The 25238-nt window shown below is 70.7% G+C and carries 23 protein-coding genes; 9 read left to right on the top strand and 14 right to left on the bottom strand.

The window, feature by feature from the left end; all coding sequences use genetic code 11:
* Positions 1-32 precede the first annotated feature (32 nt).
* From ACZ49J_RS11025 to ACZ49J_RS11040, 4 genes are read left to right on the top strand one after another with little or no spacing between them, the layout of a single operon-like run.
* Positions 33-1403 (top strand): ABC transporter substrate-binding protein, encoded by a 1371-nt coding sequence (locus ACZ49J_RS11025; protein ID WP_467451160.1) that lies wholly within the window; start codon positions 33-35, stop codon positions 1401-1403.
* Complete coding sequence (locus tag ACZ49J_RS11030) at positions 1400-2338, top strand: carbohydrate ABC transporter permease (RefSeq protein WP_467451162.1); 939 nt, start codon at positions 1400-1402, stop codon at positions 2336-2338. Before ACZ49J_RS11025 ends, ACZ49J_RS11030 begins: the two co-directional genes overlap by 4 nt.
* On the top strand, positions 2335-3192 hold the full coding sequence (locus ACZ49J_RS11035) for a carbohydrate ABC transporter permease (protein ID WP_467451164.1): 858 nt from the start codon (positions 2335-2337) through the stop codon (positions 3190-3192). Before ACZ49J_RS11030 ends, ACZ49J_RS11035 begins: the two co-directional genes overlap by 4 nt.
* Positions 3189-4178 carry a zinc-dependent alcohol dehydrogenase family protein gene (locus ACZ49J_RS11040; protein ID WP_467451166.1) on the top strand — a complete coding sequence of 330 codons (990 nt, stop codon included), beginning with the start codon at positions 3189-3191 and terminating at the stop codon, positions 4176-4178. The genes ACZ49J_RS11035 and ACZ49J_RS11040 overlap by 4 nt, the downstream gene beginning before the upstream one ends.
* A 232-nt stretch (positions 4179-4410) precedes the next feature.
* Here ACZ49J_RS11040 and ACZ49J_RS11045 read toward each other — a convergent pair whose 3' ends face one another.
* The gene (locus tag ACZ49J_RS11045) at positions 4411-4986 is read right to left on the bottom strand and encodes a CGNR zinc finger domain-containing protein (RefSeq protein ID WP_467451168.1); all 576 of its coding nucleotides are present in this window, start codon (positions 4984-4986) and stop codon (positions 4411-4413) included.
* A 103-nt stretch (positions 4987-5089) separates the two neighbouring features.
* Between ACZ49J_RS11045 and ACZ49J_RS11050 the strand changes: the two genes are divergently transcribed.
* On the top strand, positions 5090-6262 hold the full coding sequence (locus ACZ49J_RS11050; RefSeq protein ID WP_467451170.1) for an epoxide hydrolase family protein: 1173 nt from the start codon (positions 5090-5092) through the stop codon (positions 6260-6262).
* A 63-nt stretch (positions 6263-6325) separates the two neighbouring features.
* Here ACZ49J_RS11050 and ACZ49J_RS11055 read toward each other — a convergent pair whose 3' ends face one another.
* Positions 6326-6832 (bottom strand): GNAT family N-acetyltransferase, encoded by a 507-nt coding sequence (locus ACZ49J_RS11055; protein ID WP_467451172.1) that lies wholly within the window; start codon positions 6830-6832, stop codon positions 6326-6328.
* Between the two features lie 224 nt (positions 6833-7056).
* Here ACZ49J_RS11055 and ACZ49J_RS11060 point away from each other — a divergent pair, with 224 nt between their 5' ends.
* Both ACZ49J_RS11060 and ACZ49J_RS11065 read left to right on the top strand, forming a co-directional pair.
* Positions 7057-7290, top strand: a complete 234-nt coding sequence (locus ACZ49J_RS11060; RefSeq protein ID WP_467451174.1) for a hypothetical protein — start codon at positions 7057-7059, stop codon at positions 7288-7290.
* Positions 7291-7364: 74 nt separating this feature from the next.
* Positions 7365-8582, top strand: coding sequence for a TerD family protein (locus ACZ49J_RS11065; RefSeq protein ID WP_467451334.1), 1218 nt, complete (start codon positions 7365-7367; stop codon positions 8580-8582).
* Between the two features lie 96 nt (positions 8583-8678).
* On the opposite strand, the gene ACZ49J_RS11070 is transcribed toward ACZ49J_RS11065, so the two are convergent.
* The 5 genes from ACZ49J_RS11070 to ACZ49J_RS11090 form a co-directional block, all read right to left on the bottom strand.
* On the bottom strand, positions 8679-9689 hold the full coding sequence (locus ACZ49J_RS11070; RefSeq protein WP_467451175.1) for a sugar kinase: 1011 nt from the start codon (positions 9687-9689) through the stop codon (positions 8679-8681).
* Between the two features lie 65 nt (positions 9690-9754).
* Positions 9755-10528, bottom strand: coding sequence for an amino acid ABC transporter ATP-binding protein (locus ACZ49J_RS11075; protein ID WP_467451176.1), 774 nt, complete (start codon positions 10526-10528; stop codon positions 9755-9757).
* Entirely contained in the window at positions 10525-11175 is a 651-nt protein-coding gene (locus tag ACZ49J_RS11080) for an amino acid ABC transporter permease (protein ID WP_467451178.1), read from the bottom strand. Before ACZ49J_RS11080 ends, ACZ49J_RS11075 begins: the two co-directional genes overlap by 4 nt.
* Complete coding sequence (locus ACZ49J_RS11085; protein ID WP_467451180.1) at positions 11175-11918, bottom strand: amino acid ABC transporter permease; 744 nt, start codon at positions 11916-11918, stop codon at positions 11175-11177. The genes ACZ49J_RS11080 and ACZ49J_RS11085 overlap by 1 nt, the downstream gene beginning before the upstream one ends.
* A 52-nt stretch (positions 11919-11970) precedes the next feature.
* The gene (locus ACZ49J_RS11090; protein ID WP_467451181.1) at positions 11971-12759 is read right to left on the bottom strand and encodes an ABC transporter substrate-binding protein; all 789 of its coding nucleotides are present in this window, start codon (positions 12757-12759) and stop codon (positions 11971-11973) included.
* Between the two features lie 304 nt (positions 12760-13063).
* Here ACZ49J_RS11090 and ACZ49J_RS11095 point away from each other — a divergent pair, with 304 nt between their 5' ends.
* On the top strand, positions 13064-13894 hold the full coding sequence (locus ACZ49J_RS11095; RefSeq protein WP_467451182.1) for an IclR family transcriptional regulator: 831 nt from the start codon (positions 13064-13066) through the stop codon (positions 13892-13894).
* Positions 13895-14109: 215 nt separating this feature from the next.
* On the opposite strand, the gene ACZ49J_RS11100 is transcribed toward ACZ49J_RS11095, so the two are convergent.
* The 5 genes from ACZ49J_RS11100 to ACZ49J_RS11120 all read right to left on the bottom strand — a co-directional run bounded on the left by ACZ49J_RS11100 (position 14110) and on the right by ACZ49J_RS11120 (position 21478).
* The gene (locus ACZ49J_RS11100; protein WP_467451183.1) at positions 14110-15126 is read right to left on the bottom strand and encodes a 1-aminocyclopropane-1-carboxylate deaminase; all 1017 of its coding nucleotides are present in this window, start codon (positions 15124-15126) and stop codon (positions 14110-14112) included.
* A 38-nt stretch (positions 15127-15164) separates the two neighbouring features.
* On the bottom strand, positions 15165-15818 hold the full coding sequence (locus tag ACZ49J_RS11105) for a GntR family transcriptional regulator (RefSeq protein ID WP_467451335.1): 654 nt from the start codon (positions 15816-15818) through the stop codon (positions 15165-15167).
* Positions 15819-15920: 102 nt separating this feature from the next.
* Positions 15921-17504: a TROVE domain-containing protein gene (locus ACZ49J_RS11110; RefSeq protein ID WP_467451185.1), complete on the bottom strand. Its 1584-nt coding sequence runs from the start codon at positions 17502-17504 to the stop codon at positions 15921-15923.
* 523 nt (positions 17505-18027) lie between these two features.
* Positions 18028-19482 carry an alkaline phosphatase PhoX gene (locus tag ACZ49J_RS11115; RefSeq protein WP_467451186.1) on the bottom strand — a complete coding sequence of 485 codons (1455 nt, stop codon included), beginning with the start codon at positions 19480-19482 and terminating at the stop codon, positions 18028-18030.
* A 529-nt stretch (positions 19483-20011) separates the two neighbouring features.
* Positions 20012-21478, bottom strand: a complete 1467-nt coding sequence (locus ACZ49J_RS11120) for a hypothetical protein (protein WP_467451187.1) — start codon at positions 21476-21478, stop codon at positions 20012-20014.
* A gap of 453 nt (positions 21479-21931) precedes the next feature.
* Here ACZ49J_RS11120 and ACZ49J_RS11125 point away from each other — a divergent pair, with 453 nt between their 5' ends.
* Entirely contained in the window at positions 21932-23758 is a 1827-nt protein-coding gene (locus ACZ49J_RS11125) for an endonuclease/exonuclease/phosphatase family protein (RefSeq protein ID WP_467451189.1), read from the top strand.
* Positions 23759-23830: 72 nt separating this feature from the next.
* Here ACZ49J_RS11125 and ACZ49J_RS11130 read toward each other — a convergent pair whose 3' ends face one another.
* Positions 23831-24568: an SRPBCC family protein gene (locus tag ACZ49J_RS11130; RefSeq protein WP_467451190.1), complete on the bottom strand. Its 738-nt coding sequence runs from the start codon at positions 24566-24568 to the stop codon at positions 23831-23833.
* A 29-nt stretch (positions 24569-24597) separates the two neighbouring features.
* Entirely contained in the window at positions 24598-25236 is a 639-nt protein-coding gene (locus tag ACZ49J_RS11135) for an ArsR/SmtB family transcription factor (RefSeq protein WP_467451192.1), read from the bottom strand.
* Positions 25237-25238 lie beyond the last annotated feature (2 nt).

Consider the following 25238-nt stretch of genomic DNA (forward strand, 5'->3'; position numbering starts at 1 on the left):
TCCCCATTTACCCCTACGCCCAGGAGCGATCCATGCGAATCCCGAGCCGACGGAGGCCGCGCACCGCACTTGCCGCGGCCGCCGCAGGGACGCTGCTCGCCCCGCTGCTCTCCGGCTGCTGGACCGGAGCAGGCGGGACGGGTGCCGGCGGCGACTCCATCAACGTCCTGATGGTCAACAACCCGCAGATGGTGGAGCTGCAGAAGCTCACCCGCGCCCACTTCACCAAGGACACCGGCATCAGGGTGAACTTCACCGTCCTGCCGGAGAACGACGTCCGCGACAAGATCAGCCAGGACTTCGCCAACCAGGCGGGCCAGTACGACGTCGCCACGCTCAGCAACTACGAGATACCGATCTACGCCCGCAACGACTGGCTGCACGAGATGAACTCGTACATCGCCAAGGACGCGGCCTTCGACGAGCAGGACATCCTCAAGCCGATGCGCCAGTCCCTGACCGGCGACGACGGCAAGCTCTACGGGCAGCCGTTCTACGGCGAGTCGTCCTTCCTGATGTACCGCAAGGACGTGTTCGCCGAGAAGGGGCTGACCATGCCCGAACACCCCACCTGGCAGCAGGTCGCCGACCTCGCCGCGAAGGCCGACGGTGCCGAGTCCGGCATGAAGGGCATCTGCCTGCGCGGCCTGCCCGGCTGGGGCGAGGTGATGGCCCCGCTCACCACCGTCGTCAACACCTTCGGCGGCACCTGGTTCGACAAGGACTGGAAGGCGCGCCTGAACTCCCCCGAGTTCGAGAAGGCCACCAAGTTCTACGTCGACCTCGTCCGCGAGCACGGCGAGTCCGGCGCCGCCCAGTCCGGCTTCGCCGAGTGCCTGAACAACATGACCCAGGGCAAGGTCGCCATGTGGTACGACGCCACGTCGGCGGCCGGCTCCCTGGAGGCCGCCAAGTCCCCGGTCAAGGGCAAGATCGGCTACGCGCCGGCGCCGGTGGAGAAGACCAGGTCCTCCGGCTGGCTCTACACCTGGGCCTGGGGCATCCAGCAGGCGTCGCGGAACCCCGACAAGGCCTGGAAGTTCGTCTCCTGGGCGTCCAGCAAGCAGTACGAGCAACTCGTCGGCGACAAGATCGGCTGGTCCAACGTCCCCGCGGGAAAGCGGGCCTCGACGTACACCAATCCGGCCTACGTCAAGGAGGCCGCCGCCTTCCAGGAGATGACGAAGGAGGCCATCGAGGGCGCCCGGCCCACCGACCCGGGGGTGCAGCCGCGCCCCGCGCCCGGCATCCAGTTCGTCGGCATCCCCGAGTTCACCGACCTCGGCACCAAGGTCTCGCAGGAGATCAGCGCGGCCATCGCCGGACGCCAGTCCGTCGAGTCGGCCCTGAAGAAGTCGCAGGCGCTCGCCGAGCGCATCTCCGAGGAGTACGAGGGACGATGACCGCGACCACGACCGCCCCGATAGCCACAGCGCCCGTGCGGACGACGGGCAAACCCTCGACGCGCCTGCGCGCCTGGGCCACCCGCGCCCCGCTCCTGCCCGCCCTCATCTTCATGATCGTCGTCACCCAGCTCCCGTTCGTGGCGACGCTGGTGATCTCCTTCTTCGACTGGAACTCGCTCTACCCCGACGCCCGCAGCTTCACGGGCTTCGCCAACTACGAACAGGTGCTGACCGACCCCGACCTGCGCCGCTCCGTGTGGACGACGGTCGTGCTCACGGTCGCCGTGGTCCTCGTCAGCCTGCTCCTCGGCCTCGCCCTCGCCCTGCTCCTGGACCGCCGCTTCCGCGGCCGGGGCATCGTCCGCACCCTTCTGATCGCCCCGTTCCTGGTGGTCCCGGTCGCCGCGGCCCTGCTCTGGAAGCACGTGCTCTACAACCCCGAATACGGCCTGTTCAACGGTCTGTTGCACTACGTCGGCGGCCCCCAGCCGGACTGGATCTCCGACACCCCGCTGCTCGCGGTCGAGGCCTCCCTGATCTGGCAGTGGACGCCGTTCATGATGCTGATCCTGCTGGCCGGGCTGCAGAGCCGCGACCACCAGCAGATCGAGGCGGCCCGCGTGGACGGCGCGAGCGACTGGCAGATCTTCCGCCACCTCACGCTGCCGCACCTGCGCCGCTACCTGGAGCTGGGCGCCCTGCTGGGCTCGATCTACATCGTCCAGAACTTCGACGCCGTCTTCACCATCACCTCGGGCGGCCTCGGCACGGCCAACCTCCCCTACACCGTCTACCAGACCTTCTACCAGGCCCACGAGAACGGCCTCGCCTCCGCCGCGGGCGTCCTCGTCGTCATCGGTTCGATCATCATCGCGACGTTCGCCCTGCGCGTGGTCTCGTCGCTGTTCCGCGAGGAGGTGTCCCGCGCATGAGCGCCACCGCGAATGCCGCACGTGTACGTCCCCGTCGCGCCCGGGGAGCGAGCCTGGGCCTGGCCGCCTGGCTGGTGGGCCTGCTGTTCTTCCTGCCCATCGCCTGGATGGCGCTGACGTCCTTCCACTCGGAGTCGGACGCGGCGACCAACCCGCCGTCCTGGGCGGCCGCCCTCACCCTCGACGGCTACCGCGAGTTCTTCGGTGTGGGCGGCGGCGCGAGCCCGTGGCCGTCGCTCATCAACTCCACGGTGGCGTCTCTGGCGTCGACGCTGTGCGTCCTGCTGCTGGCCCTGCCGGCGGCATACGCCCTGTCGATCCGCCCGGTGAGGAAGTGGACGGACGTCCTGTTCTTCTTCCTCTCCACGAAGATGCTGCCGGTGGTGGCGGGCCTCCTCCCGATCTACCTCTTCGCCAAGAACACCGACTTCCTGGACAACATCTGGCTGCTGGTCATCCTCTACACGTCGATGAACCTGCCGATCGCCGTGTGGATGATGCAGTCGTTCCTGGCGGAGGTGCCGGTGGCGGTCATCGAGGCCGCCCAGCTGGACGGGGCGCGCCTGCCGACGGTCCTGGCGCGCGTCGTGGCCCCGATCGCGGCACCGGGGATCGCGGCGACGGCCCTGATCTGCTTCATCTTCAGCTGGAACGAACTGCTCTTCGCGCGCGTGCTGACGGGCGTCGTCGCCGAGACGGCCCCCGTCTTCCTGACCGGCTTCATCACCAGCCAGGGCCTGTTCCTGGCGAAGGTGTGCGCCGCGTCGCTCGTCATCTCCCTGCCGGTGCTCGCCGCGGGGTTCGCCGCCCAGGACAAACTCGTCCAGGGCCTGTCGTTGGGAGCCGTGAAATGAAGGCCGCCGTCATCGAGTCCGTGGGCAAGGCTGTCGTCGCGGAGGTGCCGGACCCGACGCCAGGGCCACGGGAGGTCGTGGTGGAGGTGGCCGCCTGCGGCCTGTGCGGCACGGATCTGCACATCCTCCAGGGCGAGTTCGCGCCGAAGCTGCCGATCGTGCCGGGGCACGAGTTCGCCGGCGAGGTGGTCGGGGTGGGAACCCAGGTCACGGAGGTGTCGGTCGGCGACCGGGTGGCCGTCGATCCCTCCCTGTACTGCTACGAGTGCCGGTACTGCCGTACGGGCCACAACAACCTCTGCGAGCGCTGGGCCGCGATCGGGGTGACGACGGCGGGGGGCGCGGCCCAGTACGCGGTGGCGCCGGTGGCCAACTGCGTACGGCTCCCCGAGCACATCCGCACCCAGGACGCGGCCCTCGTGGAGCCCCTGTCCTGCGCGGTCCGCGGCTACGACGTGCTCCAGTCCCGCCTCGGCGCCCACGTCCTGATCTACGGCTCGGGGACGATGGGCCTGATGATGCTGGAACTCGCGAAGCGTACGGGGGCGGCGAGCGTGGACGTGGTGGACGTGAACCCGTCCCGCCTGGAGACGGCACGGCAGCTGGGCGTCTCGGCGTCCGCCGCCTCGCCCGACGAACTGGACCGCCCCCAGGGCTGGGACGTGGTGGTGGACGCGACGGGCAACGCGGCGGCGATCCAGGACGGCCTGGACCGGGTGGCCAAGGCCGGTACGTTCCTGCAGTTCGGGGTGGCCGACTACGCCACCCGGGTGACGATCGATCCGTACCGCATCTACAACCAGGAGATCACGATCACGGGCTCCATGGCGGTGCTGCACAGTTTCGAGCGGGCGGCTGAGCTGTTCGCGGCGGGTGTCCTCGACCCCGGCATCTTCATCAGCGACCGCCTGCCCCTGACGAGCTATCCGCAGGCGCTGGACCAGTTCGCGTCGGGGGTGGGGAGGAAGATCGTGGTGGTTCCGTAGGGAGAGGGCGGCTGTTCGGGGGCCGTGAGTACCCAGGGGTGTCCCAGGGCGGCTCCGGGCGGCACCCCGCGGCCCTCCAGTCGTTCGCAGCGAAGCGCGAGCGGCTGCTGCCCCGAGAGGCCCGCACCATCCTGTCGCTCGCGTCCACTTCATGGCCGAGGGTGCCCGGCTGACCTGCGGGCGGCTGTGGACGGCCGTCAACTGCGCCGGGCGCCAACGCGGTTCGTAACGATCACTCCGCCGATCCGGGGTGTTTGCGCCGGTTGGCGTGGAAGCGCGCTTTCTTCTGACGATTCCCACACGTGTTCATGTCACACCATTTGCGGGTGCGGCTCTGACTGGTGTCGAAGAAGGCGGCCTGGCAGGTCGGTGACGCACACAAGGCCAGTTTCCCGTCCCGTTCGCCTGCGATGATGCTGATCGCGTCGGCGGCGATCACGCTGAGGGCATCCTCCACGCAGGAAGCCGAGCCGAGCCGCCATCGCCGCTCGCCCTCGGGCGTCAGGATCGCCGCGGCCCGCCCCTGAACGCTGCGGTCATTGATGACCTGGACAGCGGACGCAGGGAGAGTGTCCTGGATCGCGGCCGCCGTCGCGGCGACGTGAATCGCCTCCCTCAACTCCCGGGCGAGGTCGAGCTGGGCAGTGGTGCAGGAGTCCACGGCGAGGTCGTTCACCGCCAGCCAGTCGACGAGCCGCTGCGGCGTGGGGATGCGCTCCACCGCCTTGCCCTGACGCTCCGTCAGAGTCGCGGTGAAGCTGGTCGCCAGCACCTTGCCGAGGCGGAAGTCAGGGAACCCAGCGCGCATGGAACCACCTTAGCCGGTTGCAGGCCGACATGATGACATGTTAGAACCGGCTTAGCCGGTTCGCGATGGTTCGCAGCCGGTTCCGCGATGGCCAGGAGGTCTCATGCCCCGCCCGACCCGCGACGTTCAACCATTTGAAGCCCACGCGACTGACGCCGACCTCGACGATCTGCGCGCGCGACTGGCCGCGGCGCGGCTACCGGAGACCGAGACGGTCCATCGCGCCGCGCCCGACCCCCGCCGATGGGAACAGGGCGTTCCTCTCGCCGACCTCGTCGATGTCGTGAACTACTGGCGCACCGGGTACAACTGGCGGTCGTTCGAGGAACGCCTCAACCGGATCGGCCAGTTCCGCGCGACCATTGATGATCTGGGAATCCACTTCCTGCACCGTCGATCCGCGCGCGCGGATGCCACTCCTCTGATCCTGACGCACGGCTGGCCAGGCAGCATTGCCGAGTTCGTCGATGTGGTGGACGAGCTGGCGGATCCGGAAGACGCGCAGGCGCCGGCGTTCCACGTCGTGGTCCCGTCGCTACCAGGCTTTGGCTACAGCGACAAGCCGGCCACCACCGGGTGGGGAACCGAAAAGATCGCGGCCGCGTGGGTGGAACTGATGGGAAGGCTCGGCTACAGCAGGTTCGTGGCCCACGGCGGCGACTGGGGAGGGAACGTGACCACGGTTCTCGGCGGCAGGTTCCCGGCGCACGTTCTCGGCATCCACACCACGTTCGCGGAGGGACCGCCCGGGCTGACAACGGACGGGCTGACGGCGGTCGAGCGCGAGTGGACCGAGGAAACCCGCCATTTCTGGCGCCACCGCGCGGCGTACGCGAAGCAGCAGGCGACCCGGCCGCAGACCATCGGCTACTCGCTCGTCGACTCGCCGGTCGGGCTTCTCGCCTGGATCCTCGACAAGTTCGCCGAGTGGTCGGACACCGAGGACAGCCCGTTCGAGACGATTTCCATGGACCGCGTACTTGACGACGTCACCCTGTACTGGCTGACGCGGACCGGCGCGTCGGCGGCCCGCATCTACTACGAAAGCCACAACTCGCTGGACCCCGGGCTTCGGGTCGACGTCCCGTCAGCGATCACCATGTATCCCCGCGACATCGAGAAGTGTCCGCGACCCTGGGCACAGGAGCGGTACCGGCAGATCGTCCGGTGGAGGTCGCCCGAAAGCGGGGGACATTTCCCGTCGCTGGAGGCCCCCGGGTATTTCGTCGAAGATCTGCGAGAAGGCCTCTCGGCAGTGCTGGCCGCTGCTCGGTGAACGCGGCTCGTCGCCCGGCACGGAAAGGCCCCGCGACTGCGTGCGCTACGTGACGCCGCAGTGTCACAGAGCCCGGCGCATGCACGTACGAGGCCACCGGTCCAGGCCGTGTGCCGTTTCACGTCGACGGATCTCCCGCATGCCAGGAGTAAGCCTGCTGTCGTCCACGAACTGGAAACCGCACCGAAGGTAGTAGGGGGCGTTCCAGGGGACCTCGGTGAACGTGGTGAGAGTCAGGGCGGGTGCCCCCTCGCTCCTGGCACGATGGGCCAGATGGTTCAGCAGGGAGCGGCCGATACCGCGGCGCGCGGAGGACCGGTGCACCGAAACCTGCTCGACATGGAGGTTGCCGTCGACGCGGTCGGCGATCAGGTAGGCCACCGGAGTGTCGGCATCGTCGACCGCGACCCAGGCCAGCCCGGCGTGGTGGTAGCGGGCGAGCTCGGCGAGCGGCAGCGGCTCATCATCGGCGATCTCCGGCATGCCAATGTCCCGGAAGCACTGCCCGGCGGCCCTCTCGATGTCCTGGAGGAGTGGCAGCTCGTCCAGGTGCACGGCACGGATATGCATGAACGCATTCTCCGAGGCCGGCCGGATCATGCCACCGAATAAAGGATGCCGTGACGCCGCACCCCGGCCGGCGGCCCCGGCCGGCGGCAGGGTGCACCTCTGGTGCCGCGCACCGGGCGGCCCCGGAGGGGCCGGAGGGCAGCACCTCCCGGGGATGAGACGGGTCGGGGCGGCGGGGCGAAAAATCCCTGGTCACAGCCGCCCGCCCGGCCTACCATCCCGCCATGCCCCGACCCCACGGCTTCACCTACACACAGCACCCCGACGGCACCCTGCAGATCACCCACCACGGCCACCCCGCAGGCACCCTCCGCGGCCCAAGGGCCGACCGGTTCCTCACGGAAGTGACCAGCGGCGACCCCCAGCTCGTCATGGCCCGCTGGACCGGCAACTACAAACGCGGCAACGAACGCACGGCCCGCGACCACCCCCGCAACCAACCCCGCCCCCGCCGCTGACCCGAACGGCCGCCGGTCAGCCCCTGGTAAGGGAACGGTAAAGCGACCTGGATCGTTCACGGGGCATGACAGCTATGACCCCCGGCTCGAACATCCCTCTCTCCACCGCCCGCGTGGCGGTGGACGTCGCCGCCCCGGTGCGGCTCGACGTATCGGGCCTGCTGCTCACCGCCGACGGCAAGGTGCGCTCCGACGACGACTTCATCTTCTACAACCAGCCGAGCGGCCCCGGCGTGACGTACCGCTCCGGCGGCGGCACCAGCCCCGACGCGATCACGGTCGACACCACCGCCGTCCCCGCGGGCATCGAGAAGATCGTGGTCACCGCGAGCCCCGACGCGGCGGGCCAGACCTTCCAGGGCATCGAACCCACGGCCACCATCCGCAACGCCGACGACAACTCCGTCCTGGCCACCTTCACCCCGCCCCAGCTCGGCACGGAGACGGCCCTGGTGGTCGTGGAGATCTACCTGCGCAACGGCGCTTGGAAGGCCCGCGCGGTCGGCCAGGGGTACGCCAACGGCCTGGCGGGCATCGCCACCGACTTCGGCGTCACGGTCGAGGAACCGGCACCCGCCTCCGCTCCGGCAGCCGCACCGGCCCCGGCACCGGCGGCCCCCGTCGCGCCTCCGCAGCCCGCGGCCCCGCCCGCACCCGCCGTGCAGCCCCCGGCCGCTCCCCCGGCGCCCGCCGCCCCGCCCGCCCCCGGCGCCGGCAAGATCAACCTCGACAAGGGCCGCGTCAGCCTCCAGAAGAACCAGACGGTCTCCCTCGTCAAGGGCGGCCGCCCGCTCCTCTCCCAGGTCAAGATGGGCCTCGGCTGGGAGCCCGCGTACCGCGGCAAGGACATCGACCTGGACGCCTCGGTCATCGCCTACGGCCCGCAGCGCAACCACATCGACAGCTGCTACTTCGGCAAGCTGACCATCGTGGGCGGCGCCATCAGGCACTCCGGTGACAACCTCACCGGTGAGGGCGGCGGCGACGACGAGGTCATCACGGTCGACCTCGGCCGTCTGCCCCAGGAGGTCACCGGCCTGGTCTTCACGGTCAACTCCTTCTCCGGGCAGAAGTTCACCGAGGTCGCCAAGGCCTACTGCCGCCTCCTGGACGCCGCGACCGGCGAGGAGCTGGTCCGCTTCGACCTCACCAACGCCGAGGCGCAGACCGGCGTGATGATGGCGAAGCTGATCCGCCAGTTCTCCGGGGAGTGGGACATGACGGCGATGGGCGACTTCGTGAAGTCCCGCACGGTGAGGGGGATGGTGAAGCCGGCGGCCCAGGCGCTGTAGCCGGCCGGCCCGCGTCGACGACGTCCGGCGTGCCCCGCCGACGGGGCACCCGGCGCGTACCGCTCCATCTTCGTCGCCCCCGCCGCCAGGTCAGCGTCAGGTCAGTCGCAGAGCGGTCCAGGCCGCGTCGTCGAGTGCGAGGTGGTGGTCGAGTGCGGCCCGGGGCAGAACAGGGGGCACGTCCTCCCGGGTTCCGAGGGTCGCCGCCGCCAGCAGGTGCCCCAGACGCAGTCCGTCCGCCGCGCCGCGGCCTTCGAGGAGTGCCGCGAGGCAGCCGGCGGCGAAGGCGTCACCGGCTCCCACGCGCTCGACGACCCGCCCGGCCGGTGTGGGGACGAACGTCTCTTCGCCGTCGGCCGTGTACGCCGTCGCTCCGTTCCAGGCGTCCTTGACGACGAGAGCACGGCCGGGGCCGAGCAGGTCGCGGATCTCCTTGGCGCCGCGGGTGCCCCACAGGGTCTCGGCCTCGTCGCGTCCGACGAAGACGACGTCGGCGGCGCGTGCCAGCGCCCGCAGCACGGGTGCCGCGTCGGCGGGGCGGTGCCGCCAGAGGGCGGGGCGGTAGTTGACGTCGAAGGAGACGACGGGTCCGGGTACGGCCCGGCGGCAGACGATGTGGGTGACCAGTGCGGCGCAACTGTCCGACAGTGCCGGGGTGATCCCGGAGACGTGCAGGACGCGCGCCCGGTGGAGCAGCGGACGGCTCGTCAGGCGGGGGGCCATGGCGGCGGCCGCGGAGTTCCGGCGGTAGTAGTACGTGCCGGTGCCGTCGGGGCCGGGGTCCTTGAAGTAGACGCCGGTCGGCCGGTCCGGGTCCGTCTCGGCGGCGGAGACGTCGACACCGCGGGCGGTCAGGTCGTCCAGGACGCGCCGTCCGAGCGGATCGTCGCCGACCCGGCCCAGCCAGGCGACGCGGTGCCCGAGGGAGGCCAGGGCGCAGGCCACGTTGGACTCCGCTCCGCCCACCGCGAGCAAGAGCGTGCGCTGGTGTGCGAGGGGCCGGGTGTCCGCGGGGCTGAGTACGGCCATGGTCTCTCCGACGCAGACCACGTCGGCCGGCGGCGGGTCGCCGGAGGGCGGGCCGGGAGGGGGGAGGGGGAACAGCACGAGGGTTCCTTCGGCGGAGGGTCCGGAGTTTCCGGGGCGCGGTGTCGGTTCGGTGGGAGAGCCCCTCAGGTGTCGAGGACCCGGTGCAGGAACTGCTGGGTGCGCTCTTCGGCGGGGTTGCCGAAGACCTGCTCGGGCGGACCCTGTTCGAGGACCACTCCGCCGTCCATGAAGACGACGCGGTCGGCGGTGTCCTTGGCGAACCGCATCTCGTGGGTGACGACGACCATGGTCATGCCGTCCTCGGCGAGGGAGCGCATGACGCCGGTGACCTCTCCCACGAGTTCGGGATCGAGGGCGGAGGTCGGTTCGTCGAAGAACATGATGGCGGGGTCCATGGCGAGCGCGCGGGCGATGGCGACGCGCTGTTGCTGCCCTCCGGAGAGCTGCGCCGGGTAGGAGTCGGCCTTGTCGCCGAGCCCGACCCGGGCCAGGGCGGCACGGCCGCGCTCCTCGGCCTGGACGCGGGGAAGCTTCCTGACCTTCAGCAGGGCGAGGGTCACGTTGCCCAGCGCGGTCCTGTGCGGGAAGAGGTTGAACTGCTGGAAGACCATCCCGACGTGTCCGAAGATCTCGGGTGCGCGCCCCCGGTCGTGCAGGGGTACGCCGCCCACCCACACCTCGCCGCTGTCCGCCCGCTCCAGGTCGCACATGATCCGCAGGAGGGTGCTCTTGCCGGAGCCGCTGGCGCCGATGAGGACGACGACCTCGCCGGGTTCCACGTCGATGTCGACGCCCTTGAGGACCTCCAGGTCGCCGAAGCGTTTGTGCACGCCGGACAGGGAGATCCGGGAGGTGGTCACCGCCTTCTCCTGGGCGGCTGGCTCGGTGGTCTTCATGCGGTGACGGCCTTTCTCTCCATGTGCCGCACGAGGAGCGACAGCGGGTAGCAGATGACGAAGTAGAGAACGGCGACGGCCAGGTAGGACGTGGCGGGGTCGCCCACGCGGTCGATGACGGCCTGTCCCTGGCGGACCAGTTCGACGTAGCCGATCACCACGGCGATCGAGGTGTCCTTGATCAGGGAGAGGTACTGGCCGACGAGCGGCGGAAGGACGATCGCCCGGGTCTGCGGAAGGATGACGCTCAGGAACGTCTGGACGCGGGGCAGGCCGAGCACGCGCGCCGCCTCCCACTGGCCGCGGGGTACCGCCTCGATGCCGGCGCGGAAGATCTCCGCGATGTAGGCGCCCTGGTAGAGGGTGAGGGCGAGCAGCGCCGCGCCGAAGACGGTGAGGCCCGCGAGGTTCAGGTAGGCCGCGCCGAAGTAGATGAAGAGCATCTGGATGAGCAGCGGTGTGCCGCGGAAGACCTCCAGGTAGCCGCGGCCGAGCTGGGCCAGCACGGGGACACGGCTGGTGCGTACGGCAGCGACGACGAGGCCGAGGAGTGTCGCGGTGGCGATCGAGGCGATCGACAGCAGGACGGTCGCCCACAGGCCGGAGAGGTACAGGTCGCGGTTGGACCAGATGACCGACCAGTCCATCAGGCCTCCTTCTGGACGGGACGGCCGCTACGGGCGGGAAGCAGACGGCGTACGGCGCTCAGGGGGCGCGGACGTACGGAGGTCTCCAGCGGGGGCTTGAAAGCGGCCCGCCCGACGAGCCCGGCCACGAGGACGACCGCGTTGGTGAGGACCAGGTACAGCACCGCGGCGATGCCGAAGACCTGGACGGTCAGCAAGGTGCGGGAGTTGATGACCATGGCGGTGCCGGTCAGCTCCGGGACGGAGATGGCGGACAGCAGCGACGAGCCCAGGATGATCTGGACCAGTTGGTTCACCACCGCGGGGTAGACGTTGCGCAGGGCCTGCGGGAGCACCACGTGCGCGAAGGTGCGCATGGGGTTCAGGGCCAGCACCCGGGCCGCTTCCCGCTGGCCGCGCGGGACGGCCTGGATGCCGGCCCGGAAGATCTCGGTGAGGTAGGCGCCGACGTTGACGCCGAGGGCGAGGACGCCCGCCTGCACCGGGCTGAGTCGCAGACCGGCGGAGGGCAGCGCGAAGTAGGCGACGAACATCTGCAGCAGGACGGGCGTGTTGCGGATGACCTCGACGTAGACGGCGGCGGGGGCGCGCAGCACCGTGAAACGGGATCTGCGGGCGAGCGCGCCGAGCAGGCCGAGGGCGAAGGCCAGCGCGAAGGCCTCGAGCGACAGTTTCAGGGTCAGCCAGGCGGCGTCGAGGTAGGTGGGCCAGTCCCGGAGGGCGTAGCTCCAGTCGGTGAACATGGGACTCCTCCACGGGGCGGCGGCAGGACAGGGTGCCGCCGCCCGCCGGGGCTCAGTAGGACGGGTTGAGCGGGTAGACGCGGTCGACGCCGAACCACTTCTTGTAGAGGGCGTCGGACTGGCCGGAGGTGTTGAACTCGCGCAGCCAGGTGTTGACCCACTGCAGCCAGGTGGCGTCGCCCAGCGGGACGCCGATGGCGTTGTACTCCAGGGGCACCACGGAGTCCTTGGTGACCTTGAGGGAGGGGTCCTGCTTGGCCTGGTAGTTCAGGAAGTTGGAGTCCTCGACCATGGCGTCGGCCTGGCCCTGCTTGACCGCGAGCACGGCGGCGGAGGAAGTGTCGTACTCCTGGATCTTCGCCTGGGAGTTGCCGGCCTTGACCGCGTCACCGTTGGTGGAGCCCTTGGTCACCGCGACGGTCTTGCCCGTGAGGTCCTTGATGGTGGAGATGCCGCTGGACTTCTTCACCAGCAGAACCTCACCGGCGACGATGTAGGGGTCGCTGAAGGCGACCTGCTTGGCGCGCTCGGAGGTGGTGGTGAAGTTGCAGACCACCGCGTCGACCTTCTTGGTCTGCAGGTTGGGGATGCGGTTGGCGGACGTCGTGTCGACGATCTTGACCTTGACGCCGAGCGCCTTGGCCATGGCGGTGGCGACGTCGACGTCGAACCCCTGCGGCTTGTCGGACTTGTCCTTGGAGCCGAACGGCGGGAACGTCAGGCAGCTGGCGACGTTGAGGGTGCCGCGCTTGATGACGTCCTGCAGTGTCGAGGACTGCTGGCCGGCGGCCGCGGTGCCGCTGCCGGAGCTGCAGGCGGCGAGCGATGCGGCGGTGGTCACACCGACACAAAGCGTCATCAAAGTGCGAGTAGGGTGACGAAATCTCATCGCGGAGGCTCCCTTCCGGGAGAGTTCTGGGGAGAGTTTCGGGGAGAGGGGCCGCGCCGGCGGCGGCCGGGAGAGGGCCTGGTCGCCATCGACTCCAGCTTGTTTTGCTATGCAAAACTGCGTTCCGCATAGCGTTGCGGAGAAGTTAGCCCGGCGCCACCCGGTCGTCAACGGCCGATTTCAATATGTGACATAGCGTTTTGCAATGCAGTACACTGGGACTCCCGCACAGCAGCCGTCCACAGGAGGAACCGGCGTGGCCTCGCCCGACAGCTCGAACCCCATCCCCGACGCGTCCGAGCCCCGCCGCAACGCGTCGTCGTCCCTGCGGCGCGCGCTGAGCATCCTGATGTACCTGGCGGAGGACGAGGGGCACCCACAGGGAGCCTCCCTGACCGATCTCGCCACGGGGCTGGGGCTGAGCAAGAGCACCGTGCTGCGGCTCGTCGGGCCCCTGCGGGAGGTGCGGCTCGTGGACCAGGACCCGGAGAACGGCCTCTACCGGCTCGGTCCCCAGAACGCCCTGCTCGGCCAGCTCTACCAGGAGCGGCTCGACGTCCGGCGGACGGCGGCACCCCTGCTGCACCAGCTCGCCCAGGACGTACGGGAAGCAGTGCACCTGGTCAGCTTCGATCCCCCCGAGATCGTCTACATCGACAAGGTCGAGAGCCCCCAGGCCGTCCGCATGCACTCCCGGGTGGGCGGACGCCAGCCCGCCTACTGCACGGCCACGGGCAAGGCCTTCCTCGCCCACGCCACGGACGACGTCCTCGACCAGGTGCTCGCGGCCGGCCTGCCCGCACGCACGCCGGCCACCCTCACCTCGCCCGACCAGCTGCGCGCCGACCTCGCCCGCATCCGGCAGCGCGGGTACGCCATCGACGACGTGGAGAACGAACTGGAGATCCGCTGCGTCGCCGCGCCGGTCTTCAACCACAGCGGGGCGGTCGTCACGGCGGTGAGCATCTCGGGCCCGGCCTCACGGGTGACGCACGACCGCCTCGCCGAGATCGGGACACGGGTCACGGAGACGGCCCAGGCCCTCACGGAGCGCCTGGGCGGAGTCGTCCTGTCCCCCGGCCGGTAGGGCGCGCGGGCCGCGCCCCATGCGCTGGGGTGCGCCGCGCTGAGGGCGCCGACTGCGCGGCTCGCCCGCAGCCTGGGCGGACCGAGGGCACAAGGGCAGGCCGACGGCGACAGACCGACCAGGCACCGCGAGACGCTCTCCGCGCTGTGCCCCTTCACGGCCGGCCGATCACGCGTCGCACGGAGCGCACCCGCCGCGACGGCGGGTGCGCCCGGTTAGAACAGCGCGCTGTACGCGTTGAGCGCGGGCTGGCCGCCCAGGTGCGCGTAGAGGACGGTGGAGTCGCGACCGATCTCGCCGCGGGCCACCAGGTCGATCATCCCGGCCATGGACTTCCCCTCGTACACGGGGTCGGTGACCATGCCCTCGGTGGTGGCCGCGAGGCGCATCGCGTCCAGCGTCGTCTCGTCCGGGACCCCGTACGTGCCCGCGTGGTACCGCTCGTCCAGCTCGACGTCCGCCTCCGTCAACTCCTTGCGTACACCGATGAGCCCGCCGGTGCGGTGGGCGATCCGGGCGATCTGCTCACGGGTGCGGGCGGGCGCGGCCGACGCGTCGATGCCGAGCACCCGCCGGGGACGCCCGCCGGCCTCCTGAAGCGCCGCGAACCCGGCGACCATGCCGGCCTGCGTCGAACCCGTCACGGAACACACCACGACGGTGTCGAAGAAGACCCCCAACTCCCTCTCCTGCTCGGCGACTTCGTACGCCCACCCGGCGAAACCGAGCCCGCCGAGGGGGTGGTCGGAGGCGCCGGCCGGAATGGCGTACGGCTTGCCGCCGCCCTCCTCGACCTCCTTGAGCGCCTGCTCCCAGCTCTCCTTGAACCCGATACCGAAGCCCGCCTTGACCAGCCGTACGTCGGCTCCCGCGAGGCGGCTGACGAGGATGTTGCCGACCTTGTCGTACACGGCGTCCGGCCAGTCGACCCAACTCTCCTGCACCAGTACGCACTTGAGCCCGGCGCGGGCCGCGACGGCGGCGACCTGACGGGTGTGGTTGGACTGCACCCCGCCGATGGAGACCAGCGTGTCGCAGCCCTGCGCGAGGGCGTCGGCGACGAGGTACTCCAGCTTGCGGGTCTTGTTCCCGCCGTACGCGATACCGGAGTTGCAGTCCTCACGCTTGGCCCACAGGGCGGCGCCGCCGAGGTGCTCGGTGAGCCGGTCCAGACGGTGCACGGGCGACGGCCCGAAGAGGAGGGGGTAACGCTCGTAGGAGGCAAGGGACATGGGCGTACTCCCTGGGTTCAGTGGGTCTCTTCGCCTGTTCAGTGAGGCTCTTCGCCGTCGAGCGCGTCCATGCTCGCGAGGCTGCGCCAGATCTCCGCCGTGACGCGGACCGCCTCGTCCACGTCACCGGACGCGCAGGCCTCGATCAGCTGCTCGTGCAGCCCGGCCGAACGGCAGTTGCCGCCCTCGCCGAAGCGCCGTCGCTCCAGCCGCCGGATGAGCGGGGTGTAGCGGGCGATGGTGGCGGCGGCCGCACGGTTGCCGCTGACCCGTACGAGGACGTCGTGCAGTTCGTCGTCGGCGCGCAGCGCGGTGTCCACGTCACCGGCGTGCACGGCTCCGGCGAACCGCTCGTTGGCCGACCGCATCGACTCCACGTCGGCGGCGAACAGCCGGGGCACCGCGACCCGGGTGACCAACTCGTGCATCGCCCCGACCACGGACGCCGCGTCCCGCACGTCGGAGGCGACGACCGGTGTCACCCGCGTGTAGCTCTGCGGCTTGCTCTCCAGCAGCCCCTCGTCCACGAGCCGCGAGAACGCCTCGCGCACCGGAGCCCGCGACAGCCCGAGCCGCTCCGCGAGGTCCGCGTCCCGCACCACCGTGCCGGGCTCGATCTCCCCGGCGACGATGGCGTCCCGGAGCGCTTCGTAGGCGCGGTCCCTGAGGAGGGTGCGGCGCACCGGCTGCATGGAGTTCACAACTGACATGTTAGATGTCAATCCGGCCGGGCACAAGGGAGTGGCCCGCACCGAAGTGCGGGCCACTCCCCACCGGGCCTCAGGCCGCCAGGTTCAGGCCACCCACGGCCAGTCCGCGTTCCGTGCCGCCTCCAGCAGCGGGACCATCCGGAACGCCGCGTCCGTCAGGCCGCCGAAGGTGTGCCTGTTCCCCTTACCGGAGGGGCCGTGGCCCGCCCGGTAGCCGGCCAGGTTCCAGGTGTAGACCGGCACGTGGGCCGGAACCTGCTCGGTCGGGTCGCCGTGGTGGCTGTACGCGTACTGCTCGTCCGTGACGATCAGCACCCGGTCGTGCTTCCTGTAGTGGCGCCGGACCGCCTCGGTGGTGTCGGTGCCGCCCAGATCGCCGAAGCGGCCGAGGATCTTCAGCACCGACTCGCCCCTGCGGAACCGCACCCTGCGGCTGCTCGTGCCGAACTCGACGAGGTCCGCGTCCGCCGCCCGCAGCGCGAGCGCCGTGCCGAAGACCGCCGCCGCGTCGGCCCGGTTGAGCCTGGAGCGGTCGGACATCCGCGAGTAGAACATCGAGCCCGAGCGGTCCACGAGCACCAGAGTCCGGCCGGGCAGCGCGGGCACGTTGGCCAGCGAGTGGCCGAGCGCCTGCTCCAGCGGGTACGACCAGCGCAGCGAGGGCGCGTGCTGGTACGCCGCGAGGTAGCGGAACGGGAACTGCCGCGAGCGCGCGACCTCGGCCGGGTCGCTGATACGGGCGGCGACCTGTGCCGCTGTCTCATCCGAGACGCCGGCCTCGTCGAAGTTCCTGAGGTTGCGCACGAGCGCCATCGCGCCCATGGACGGGATCACGGCCTCCCAGGCCGCCTTGTCCATCGGCCCCTGCAGCCAGCCCGCCAGCGCCTCCCACGTCATCCCGGCCGCCGCGAGCCGCTCGGCCCCGCCGTCCGAGGTGACGACCGCGCGCCGCTCCTCCACCGGCAGCGCCATCAGCTCGCGGTGCGCGGTGAGCAGCCGGTTCGACGCAGGCGGCACGGCGGTGTCCGGGTTGTGCCGGCGGTCCAGCGCGTACTGGAACAGCTCGCCCTGCCACGGCTTGCCGGGGTCCGGCGCCGCGTGCACCAGGTTGAGGATGTCACCGAAGCGGTATCCCTTGGACGCCGTGTCGTACTTCAGCAGCGCCTTGCCCCCGTACAGACGTCGTACGGCGTCGGCGATGCCGCGCTTGACCGGCTTGGGGACGGCGCGACCGTACGTCGAGGTCCAGTACGCGAGCAGTTCGCCGGGCTCGTCGGGCCGCTGCAGCACGGAGGCGATGACCTGCCGGTTGGCCGGCCCGTCGGTGGCGCCCGCGTCGAGGCGCGCCTTCACGTACTCGGCGGCGCCCACGATCGAGGCGGTCCGCAGGTTGCCCTCGCCGCGCAGCCAGCCGAGCAGTCCGGCGGTCCACGCGGGGTGCGTGACGGCGAGCTCGCGCACGAGCCGCGCGAACCGGTCGTCCCGGTCGGCGCCGTCCTCGTAGAAGGTCTTCTGCGCCACGAAGTTGGAGACCGCGAGCAGGAAGAGCTCGGAACGCGGATCCCGCGCACGGCCACGGCCGCCCTCGTAGGTGCGGAGCACGCGGCCCGTGGACGTCACGCGGGAGGTGGGCCGGTCCCTGCTTGCCCTGGTGTTGAATCGCGCCATGGTGAATTCCCCCGAATTCGTTGGTGTTTCGGAAGGAGGCGCGACAAAAGGAGGGTGGCCGAGGTCAGGAATCGGCGGCGTGACTATAACCTAGCGCGTCTTCCATTTCCGCCACACCGGCCCTGGGCCGGTGACGGGATTCGAACCCGCACCCGTGTTGACGGACTAGGGCCCTGAAGTATCCGCTGCCTGCGCACCGGACACCCACCATGTGCCGCACCTCCCGAGATCAAGTCGGCGGCGGCATGGGATTCTTTTGAGAGAAGAAGTAGCCGCAGCCCGCGCACCGGGAGGTGCATGAAGTTGTGGTGTCCAGAGTTCAAGGCCGGCGGAACCGACGTAGGTGCTCTGCCCCTGAGCTACACCGGCACGTTGTACCGGTGGCGGGACTCGAACCCGCGACCGCCCCATTATCAGTGGAAGTAGGTCCTGCCTTCGCACCTGGACGTGCATTACTTTAGGAGGACGTTCGCGGGCCGGGCGAGCGAATTAATGGCGCTTACGGTGTCACCACTTCGGGCTGTTACCGCTTCTGGCGCTTCCAGGGGCCCGTGATGGCGAGCAGGATGCCCGGGTCCTGGATGTTGGCGTACAGGGTCTTTCCGTCGGGCGAGAAGGTGACGCCGGCGAACTCGCTGTACTCCGGCTCCTCTTCGGTGCCCACGTTCAGGTCGTTGCGGGCGATGGGGTACGTGCGGCCGCTGTCCGTGGCGCCGAAGAGGTGCGAGACACCCTCGCCGTCCTCGGCGAGGATGATGCCGCCGTACGGGGAGACGGTGATGTTGTCGGGGCCGTCGAAGGCGCCGTCGGCGGACGGGTCGGGGTTGACGCCGAGGAGGACCTTCAGCGTCAGGGTGCGGCGCTTGGGGTCGTAGAACCAGACCTGGCCGTCGTGCTGGACGGGGCTCTCCTCACGGGCGTACGAGGAGACGATGTACGCGCCGCCGTCGCCCCACCACATGCCCTCCAGCTTCCGGGCGCGGGTGACTTCGCCGGCGCCGAACTGGTTGCGCACGGCCACGGTCTTCGCGTCCCGGTCGGGCACGTCCACCCAGTCGACGCCGTACACCGTGCCGATCTTGGTGGCGCGGGACAGGTCGTCGACGTAACGGCCGCCGGAGTCGTAGCACTTGGGCGCCTGCAGGACGCCGGCGTCGTCGGCGAGCGTACGGAACTTCCCGGGGCCGTACGCGAAGCCCTTCGGCGGGGTCCATCGGAAGAAGAGGCCGTTGGGGCCCGCGGCGTCCTCGGTGAGGTAGGCGTGGCCGCGCTTGGGGTCGATGACAACGGCCTCGTGGTCGTAACGGCCGAAGAACTTCAGGGGCTTGGGGTCGCGGTTGGCGCGCCGGTCGCAGGGGTCGACCTCGAAGACGTAGCCGTGGTCCTTGGTCATGCCGTTGACGCCGGCCCTGTCGGAGTTCTCCTCGCAGGTGAGCCAGGTGCCCCACGGGGTGCTGCCGCCCGCGCAGTTGGTGGAGGTGCCCGCGATGCCGACCCACTCGGCGACCGTGCCGTCGGGGCGGACCTCGACGACCGTGCAGCCGCCGGACGCGGCCGGGTCGTACACGAGGCCCTCGGTGAGCGGCACGGGGTACGCCCACTTGCTGCGGGGGCCCTTCAGCTCGTGGTTGTTGACGAGGAGGGTGGTGCCCCGGGGGCCGGGGAAGGCGGCCGTGCCGTCGTGGTTGGAGGGTGTGGACTCGCCGGACTCCAGCTTGGTCCTGCCGCTGTAGGTGATGATCTTGTACGTGAACCCGGCGGGGAGGGCGAGGATGCCCTTCGGGTCGGGGAGCAGCGGTCCGTAACCGACTCCGCCGCCGTGCCGCTCCGCCGCTCCCTCGCTCTCCTCCGCGCTGTCGGTGCCGGTGGACGCGAGGGCGTTCGGGGCGGTGGCGAGGGCGCCTACGCTGCCGGCGAGCGCGACGCCGGCTCCGGTGATCGCGGAGCGTCTGGCGAAGTCCCTGCGGGTGAGCGACATGGTGTCTCCTGTGACGGTGGAGTTATGCCGTGGAGGGTGGCGGGCCCGGTTTTCGGACACACGGTTCCGCTCGTGCCTGAACGGCGGTTGAACGTGGGCCGACGCCGAGGCGTTGCCCTGAGGTACCTCGCCCCCGCCGCCCCTACCCGCCCCGTCCCCAGGGGCCCCGCCCCTTCGCCCCCTGGACCCCCGTCCTTTCGGGACTCCGCCCCGGACCCCGCTTCGGGACCGCCCCCCGACCCTCGTCCGTTTCGGGGCTCCGCCCCGGACCCCGCTTCGGGGGCCGGCCCCCGGACCCCCGCTCCTCAAACGCCGGAGCGGCTGGAGGTCAGAACCCGGAGGGCTGAGGCGCGGGGAACCGCGCGCCGTTCAGGGGCGCGGGGAACTGCGCGATCAGCCCCCACCCACCCGCAGCCAACCCAGCCACCCCACCACCCACCACCACCGGGGGGTCTGGGGGCGCAGCCCCCAGGGATGGGACGGGTAGGGGCGGCGGGGGCGAGGAACCCCCTGCCGCCACACCCCGCGCTCACTCCCCCCGCTGAGACCTCGCCTTGAACGCCGCCTTACGCGCCTCCTTGGCGACCTTCTTGTCGGGGTGGAGACGCCCCATCGCCTCCAGCACATCCGGCGTCGCGGGATGATCGACCCGCCACGCCGCGGCGAAGAATCCGCTGTGCTGCCGGGCGAGCCCCTCCACCAGCCCCTGGAGCTCCTCCGAGTTGCCCTCGGCGGCCAGCTGCGCGGCCACCGTGTCGACGGTCAGCCAGAACACCATGGCCTCGGACGGCGCGGGCACGTCCGAGGCGCCCCGCTCGGTGAGCCAGACCCGCGCGAGCCCGCCCAGTTCCGCGTCGTCGAGGACCTCACGGAGCGCGGGCTCTGCCGAGGGGCCCACGAGGGACAGCGCCTGCTGGCAGCGCAGTCGCCGGAGCGGGGCGCCCGGATCGGAACCCCGCGCGGCCGCCAGCAGCTCACGGGCCGCCGCGAGGGGCTCCCGGCGGGCCAGCCACTGCTCCGTCTCGGCCTGCGCGGCGGCCTGCGGGAAGGTGGCCGTACCGTCGAGCAGCGCGTCGGCGCCCTTGTCCGCGAGATCACCGACCGCGGGCGCCGGAACACCGGCCTCCAGCAGCCGGGCCCGCAGCCCGTACAGCCCGAGCGGGGTGAGCCGCACCATCCCGTACCGCGTGACGTCGGTCTCGTCGACGGCCTGCGCGGGCTCCCCCGTGGTGTTGCCCCCGTCCACGTCCCGATCCGCGTCCGCGTCCGCGTCCGCCATGAGCGCCTCGTCGACGGGCTGGTACGAGACGAGCCCGACCGGCTCCAGCAGCCGGAACTGCTCGTCGAGCCGCATCATCGCGTCCGACACCTGCTCCAGCACGTCGTTGGTGGGCTCCCCCATGTCGTCGGGGACGATCATCGACGCGGCGAGGGCGGGGAGCGGCAGCGGACCGTCGCCCGGCCCGTCCTCGCTCACGGTCAGCAGGTAGAGGTTGCCGAGCACCCCGTCGAGGAACTCCGCCTCCGCCTCGGGGTCCCAGTCCAGCTCGGAGAGGTCGACCGGGCCGCCCTCGGCCACGGCGTCGACGAGGTCGTCGAGCTCGGGCACGGCCGCGTCGGCCAGGACGGTCTCCAGCGCTCCGAGCCAGACGGCCAGCACGTCCTGGGGGCCCCCGGCGGTGAGTGTCCGAAGGTCCGCGCCCGCGGTGACGGTGCCCTCCTCCTCGTCGACGATCTCCACGAGCCCGGTGTCGACGGCCACCCGCCATGCCTCGCTCGCGAAGGCCGCCGCGTCATCGCCCGTGAGACCCAGTTCGGCGGCGGCGCCCGGCAGTTGCTCGTCGATCAGCTCGCCGCCGACGCCCACACGCGTCTCAGGTCCGGCCCAGCGGGCCAGCCGCGCGGCGCGCGAGAGGAGGGGTGTGGCGAGCGCGTCCCGCGCCAGCTCCGCTTCGGAGTGCAGCCGCACCGGCGGCAGGGGGGAGCTGTCTGACATCGGCTGGTTTCTCCTCCGGACGAACTTGGCGGGCCCCGCGGCGCCTCCGCGCCGGTGCACCACACCACCACGAGTCAGGTGCTGCGGCATCTACGGCACCACTGGCCAGTCAAACACGAACCATCAGGGCGGGCAGTACGCGCACCCGGCGCCGCGGCCGCCTTCCGGACACACGAGAGCCGGTCACCGGCCCGCAACACCATCTGCGGCTCAGCCTAGACGGATTTCCCCCCATGCCGCCCAGTTCACGATCCCGCCAGGAGCCGTACATGGCTGAAACCTTGACAACTGGCCTGAGCAGGCAGGAGATTGACGCGCGTAGAAACTCACGAGTAGCTCCCGCACGGCTGCCCGACCCGGTTTCTACGCGCGTCGCCACCGCCCCACCGGTTGCTTTTCGCCCGTCGTTCCACTCTCGTCCCGGCGCCCACGCACGTCCCCGGAGGGATTCCCTTGCCGAGCAGGAGAACCGCGCGCATCGCCGCGCTCACCGTCGCCGTCGCCTGTTCCGCGGCGTCCACTGTGGTGGTCACCAGCACCGCCCACGCGGACACCGTGAGCATCCATGACATCCAGGGCACCACCAGGATGTCCCCGCTGGCCGGCCAGCAGGTCACGAACGTGGCGGGCATCGTCACGGGCGTCCGGACCTACGGCTCGTCGCGCGGCTTCTGGATACAGGACCCGCAGGCCGACGACAACCCGGCCACGAGTGAGGGCGTCTTCGTCTTCACCGGTTCCGCCCCGAAGGTCGCCGTCGGCGACGCGGTCACCGTCTCCGGCACGGTGACCGAATTCGTACCGGGGGGCACGTCGTCCGGAAACCAGTCCCTGACGGAGATCTCCCGCCCGACGGTGACGGTGGTCTCCGGTGGCAACGCCGTTCCGGCCGCCGCGGTCGTCGACGCCAGGTCGGTGCCGTCCGCGTACACACCGGCCGGTGACGCGGCCGCGAGCGGTTCGATCAACGGGCTGCCCCTGGAGCCCCGGAAGTACGCCCTGGACTACTACGAGTCCCTGGAGGGCATGAACGTCCAGGTCGCCGACGCCCGCGTGGTCACCGCCACCGACCCGTTCACCGAACTGTGGGTCACGGTGAAGCCGTGGGAGAACGCCAACCGGCGCGGCGGCACCGTCTACGGCTCGTACACCTCGCAGAACACCGGCCGGCTGCAGATCCAGTCGCTGGGCGCGGTCGCCGACTTCCCGAAGGCGAACGTGGGTGACACGCTGGCGGGTACGACGGCCGGCCCGCTGGACTACAACCAGTTCGGCGGCTACACGCTCGTCGCGAGCCGGCTCGGCACCCTGGAGCAGGGCGGCCTGGAGCGCGAGACGACCCGCAAGCAGTCGCGCGGCGAGCTCGCGGTGGCGACGTACAACGTCGAGAACCTGGACCCGTCCGACAGCACGTTCGCGGACCACGCGAACGCGATCGTGAACAACCTCCAGTCGCCCGACATCGTCGCCCTGGAGGAGATCCAGGACAACAACGGCGCGACGAACGACGGCACGGTAGCCGCCGACCAGACGGTGAAGAAGCTGGTCGACGCGATCGCGGCGACCGGCGGTCCGGCCTACGAGTGGCGGTCCATCGACCCGGTCAACGTCGCGGACGGCGGCGAACCGGGCGGCAACATCCGCCAGGTGTTCCTGTTCAACCCCGAGCGGGTCTCCTTCACCGACCGCGCCGGCGGCGACGCGACCACGGCGGTCGGCGTGACGAAGGTGCGCGGCAGGGCGCAGCTGACCGTCTCCCCCGGTCGCATCGACCCGGCCAACGAGGCCTGGAAGAACAGCCGCAAGCCGCTCGTCGGCGAGTTCACCTTCCGCGGCAAGACGGTGTTCCTGATCGCGAACCACTTCGCGTCGAAGGGCGGCGACCAGTCGCTGCACGCGCAGTACCAGCCGCCGACGCGCAGTTCGGAGACCCAGCGCCACCTCCAGGCGACCGCGGTGAACACGTTCGTCAAGGAGGTCCTGGCGACGCAGAAGGACGCGGACGTCATCGCCCTCGGTGACATCAACGACTTCGAGTTCTCCGGCACGGCGAAGCTCCTGGAGGACGACGGCGCCCTGTGGTCGGCGATCAAGTCCTTGCCCAAGAGCGAGCGTTACACGTACGACTACCAGGGCAACAGCCAGGTCCTGGACCAGATCCTGATCAGCCCGTCGATCCGGCGGAGCTGCGAGTTCACGTACGACAGCGTGCACATCAACGCGGAGTTCCACGACCAGATCAGCGACCACGACCCGCAGGTGCTGCGGTTCCGCCCCTAGCTCCCACGGCTGGTCGACCACTGAGCCCGGCCCTCGTCAGGGGGCCGGGCTCAGTCGCGCACCGGGACGGGTTCAGGCGCCGAACACCCCGTTCAGCCAGCCCTTCCACGCGAGTTCGTCGTGTCCCGCGTCGGCGTCCGGAGCGAAGTCGTGGATGCTGACGCCGACCATGTAGCCCCAGTGGTTGCGGCCGAAGAAGCGGATGAGCGCGGTGTCCGTACGCAGCCCGATGAAGTACGGGTTGCGGTAGTCGACCACGGCGTCGAGGGTCTGCCCCTCGGGCCCCCGCGCCCGGACGCGCTCGCCCTCACCGGTCTCGTCCGTGAGACCGAGCGCTCGGCCGACGGCGGCGAACGCGTCGGGTGCCTTGGACGCCTCGGGCCCGTCGAACGTGGTGAAGGCGACCGGCCGCCCGTCGAAGTACGTCAGGTACTGGCGCAGGGTGTGCAGGTAGAAGTCGGTGTGCTTGGCGGCGCCGTCGTACTGGTTGTCCCAGTCGTCGACGAAGATGCCGCTGTGGACGTACCGCACCCAGGCGCGGCGGCCCTCGTCGCGCGGCTCGACCGTGTAGTCGAGCTGGTTGAGGGTCTGCTCGGAGATGCCCTCCACGTCCTCGACGCGGTTGGTGTACCGGCGCGGCGGGTCCCATGCGGTCACGGTGGAACCGAAGGGGCCCTTGCCGCCCTCGCGCGGCTCGGGGGCCTCCATCGGCCACAGCCAGCCGCCGGTGCCGCTGGTGAAGGCGTCCCACACCTGCTCGGGTGTGGCGTCGACCTCGAACTCGCTGACGATCTCGAATTCCTTGGACATGGTGGGCTCCTGCACATCAAGTGGTCGTGTCATCGGGGAAGTCCGGGGAAAGCCTCGGGTTCGGCGCCCCTCGGCTCATCGCTCTCCGGCTTGACCGTGGGATGGACGGCGACGACGATCCGGTGGCCGCGGCCCGCCTCGGCACCGGGGGCGTCGTACTTGCGGATGAGGGCGCTCACACCGGCGGTCAGCTCCTCGATGAAGGCGGCCCGGTCGGCGGCGGAGGCGAAGGTCACCTCGCCGTCGAGCGCGTAGGTGGCGAGTCGCTTGCGGGCCTTCGCCGCGCCTCTGATCAGGGTGCCGACGTCCCGGACGAGCCGGGCGCCGAGCGCGAGCAGCCAGCGGGCGGAGAGCTGGTCCCGGAAGCGGTCCGGGTCGGGCTGCAGGGCGGCGAGCGCGAGGGGCGAGATGACGTACGACGCGGCGGTCGCCCGCATCAGCCGCTCGGTGACGTTGCCCTTGCGGCGCTCGCCCGCCAGCTCCACCAGGCCGTGCCGCTCCAGGGCCTTGAGGTGGTAGTTCACCTTCTGCCGGGGCAGTCCGACCTTGCCGGCCAGCATGGCGGCCGACGCGGGTCCGGCCGCCAGCTCGGCGAGCAACCGGGCCCGTATGGGGTCCAGCGAGACGGCTGCCGCCTCCGGGTCCTCGATCACGGTCACGTCCAACATGG

The organism is Streptomyces sp. NPDC030840, from assembly GCF_055572015.1.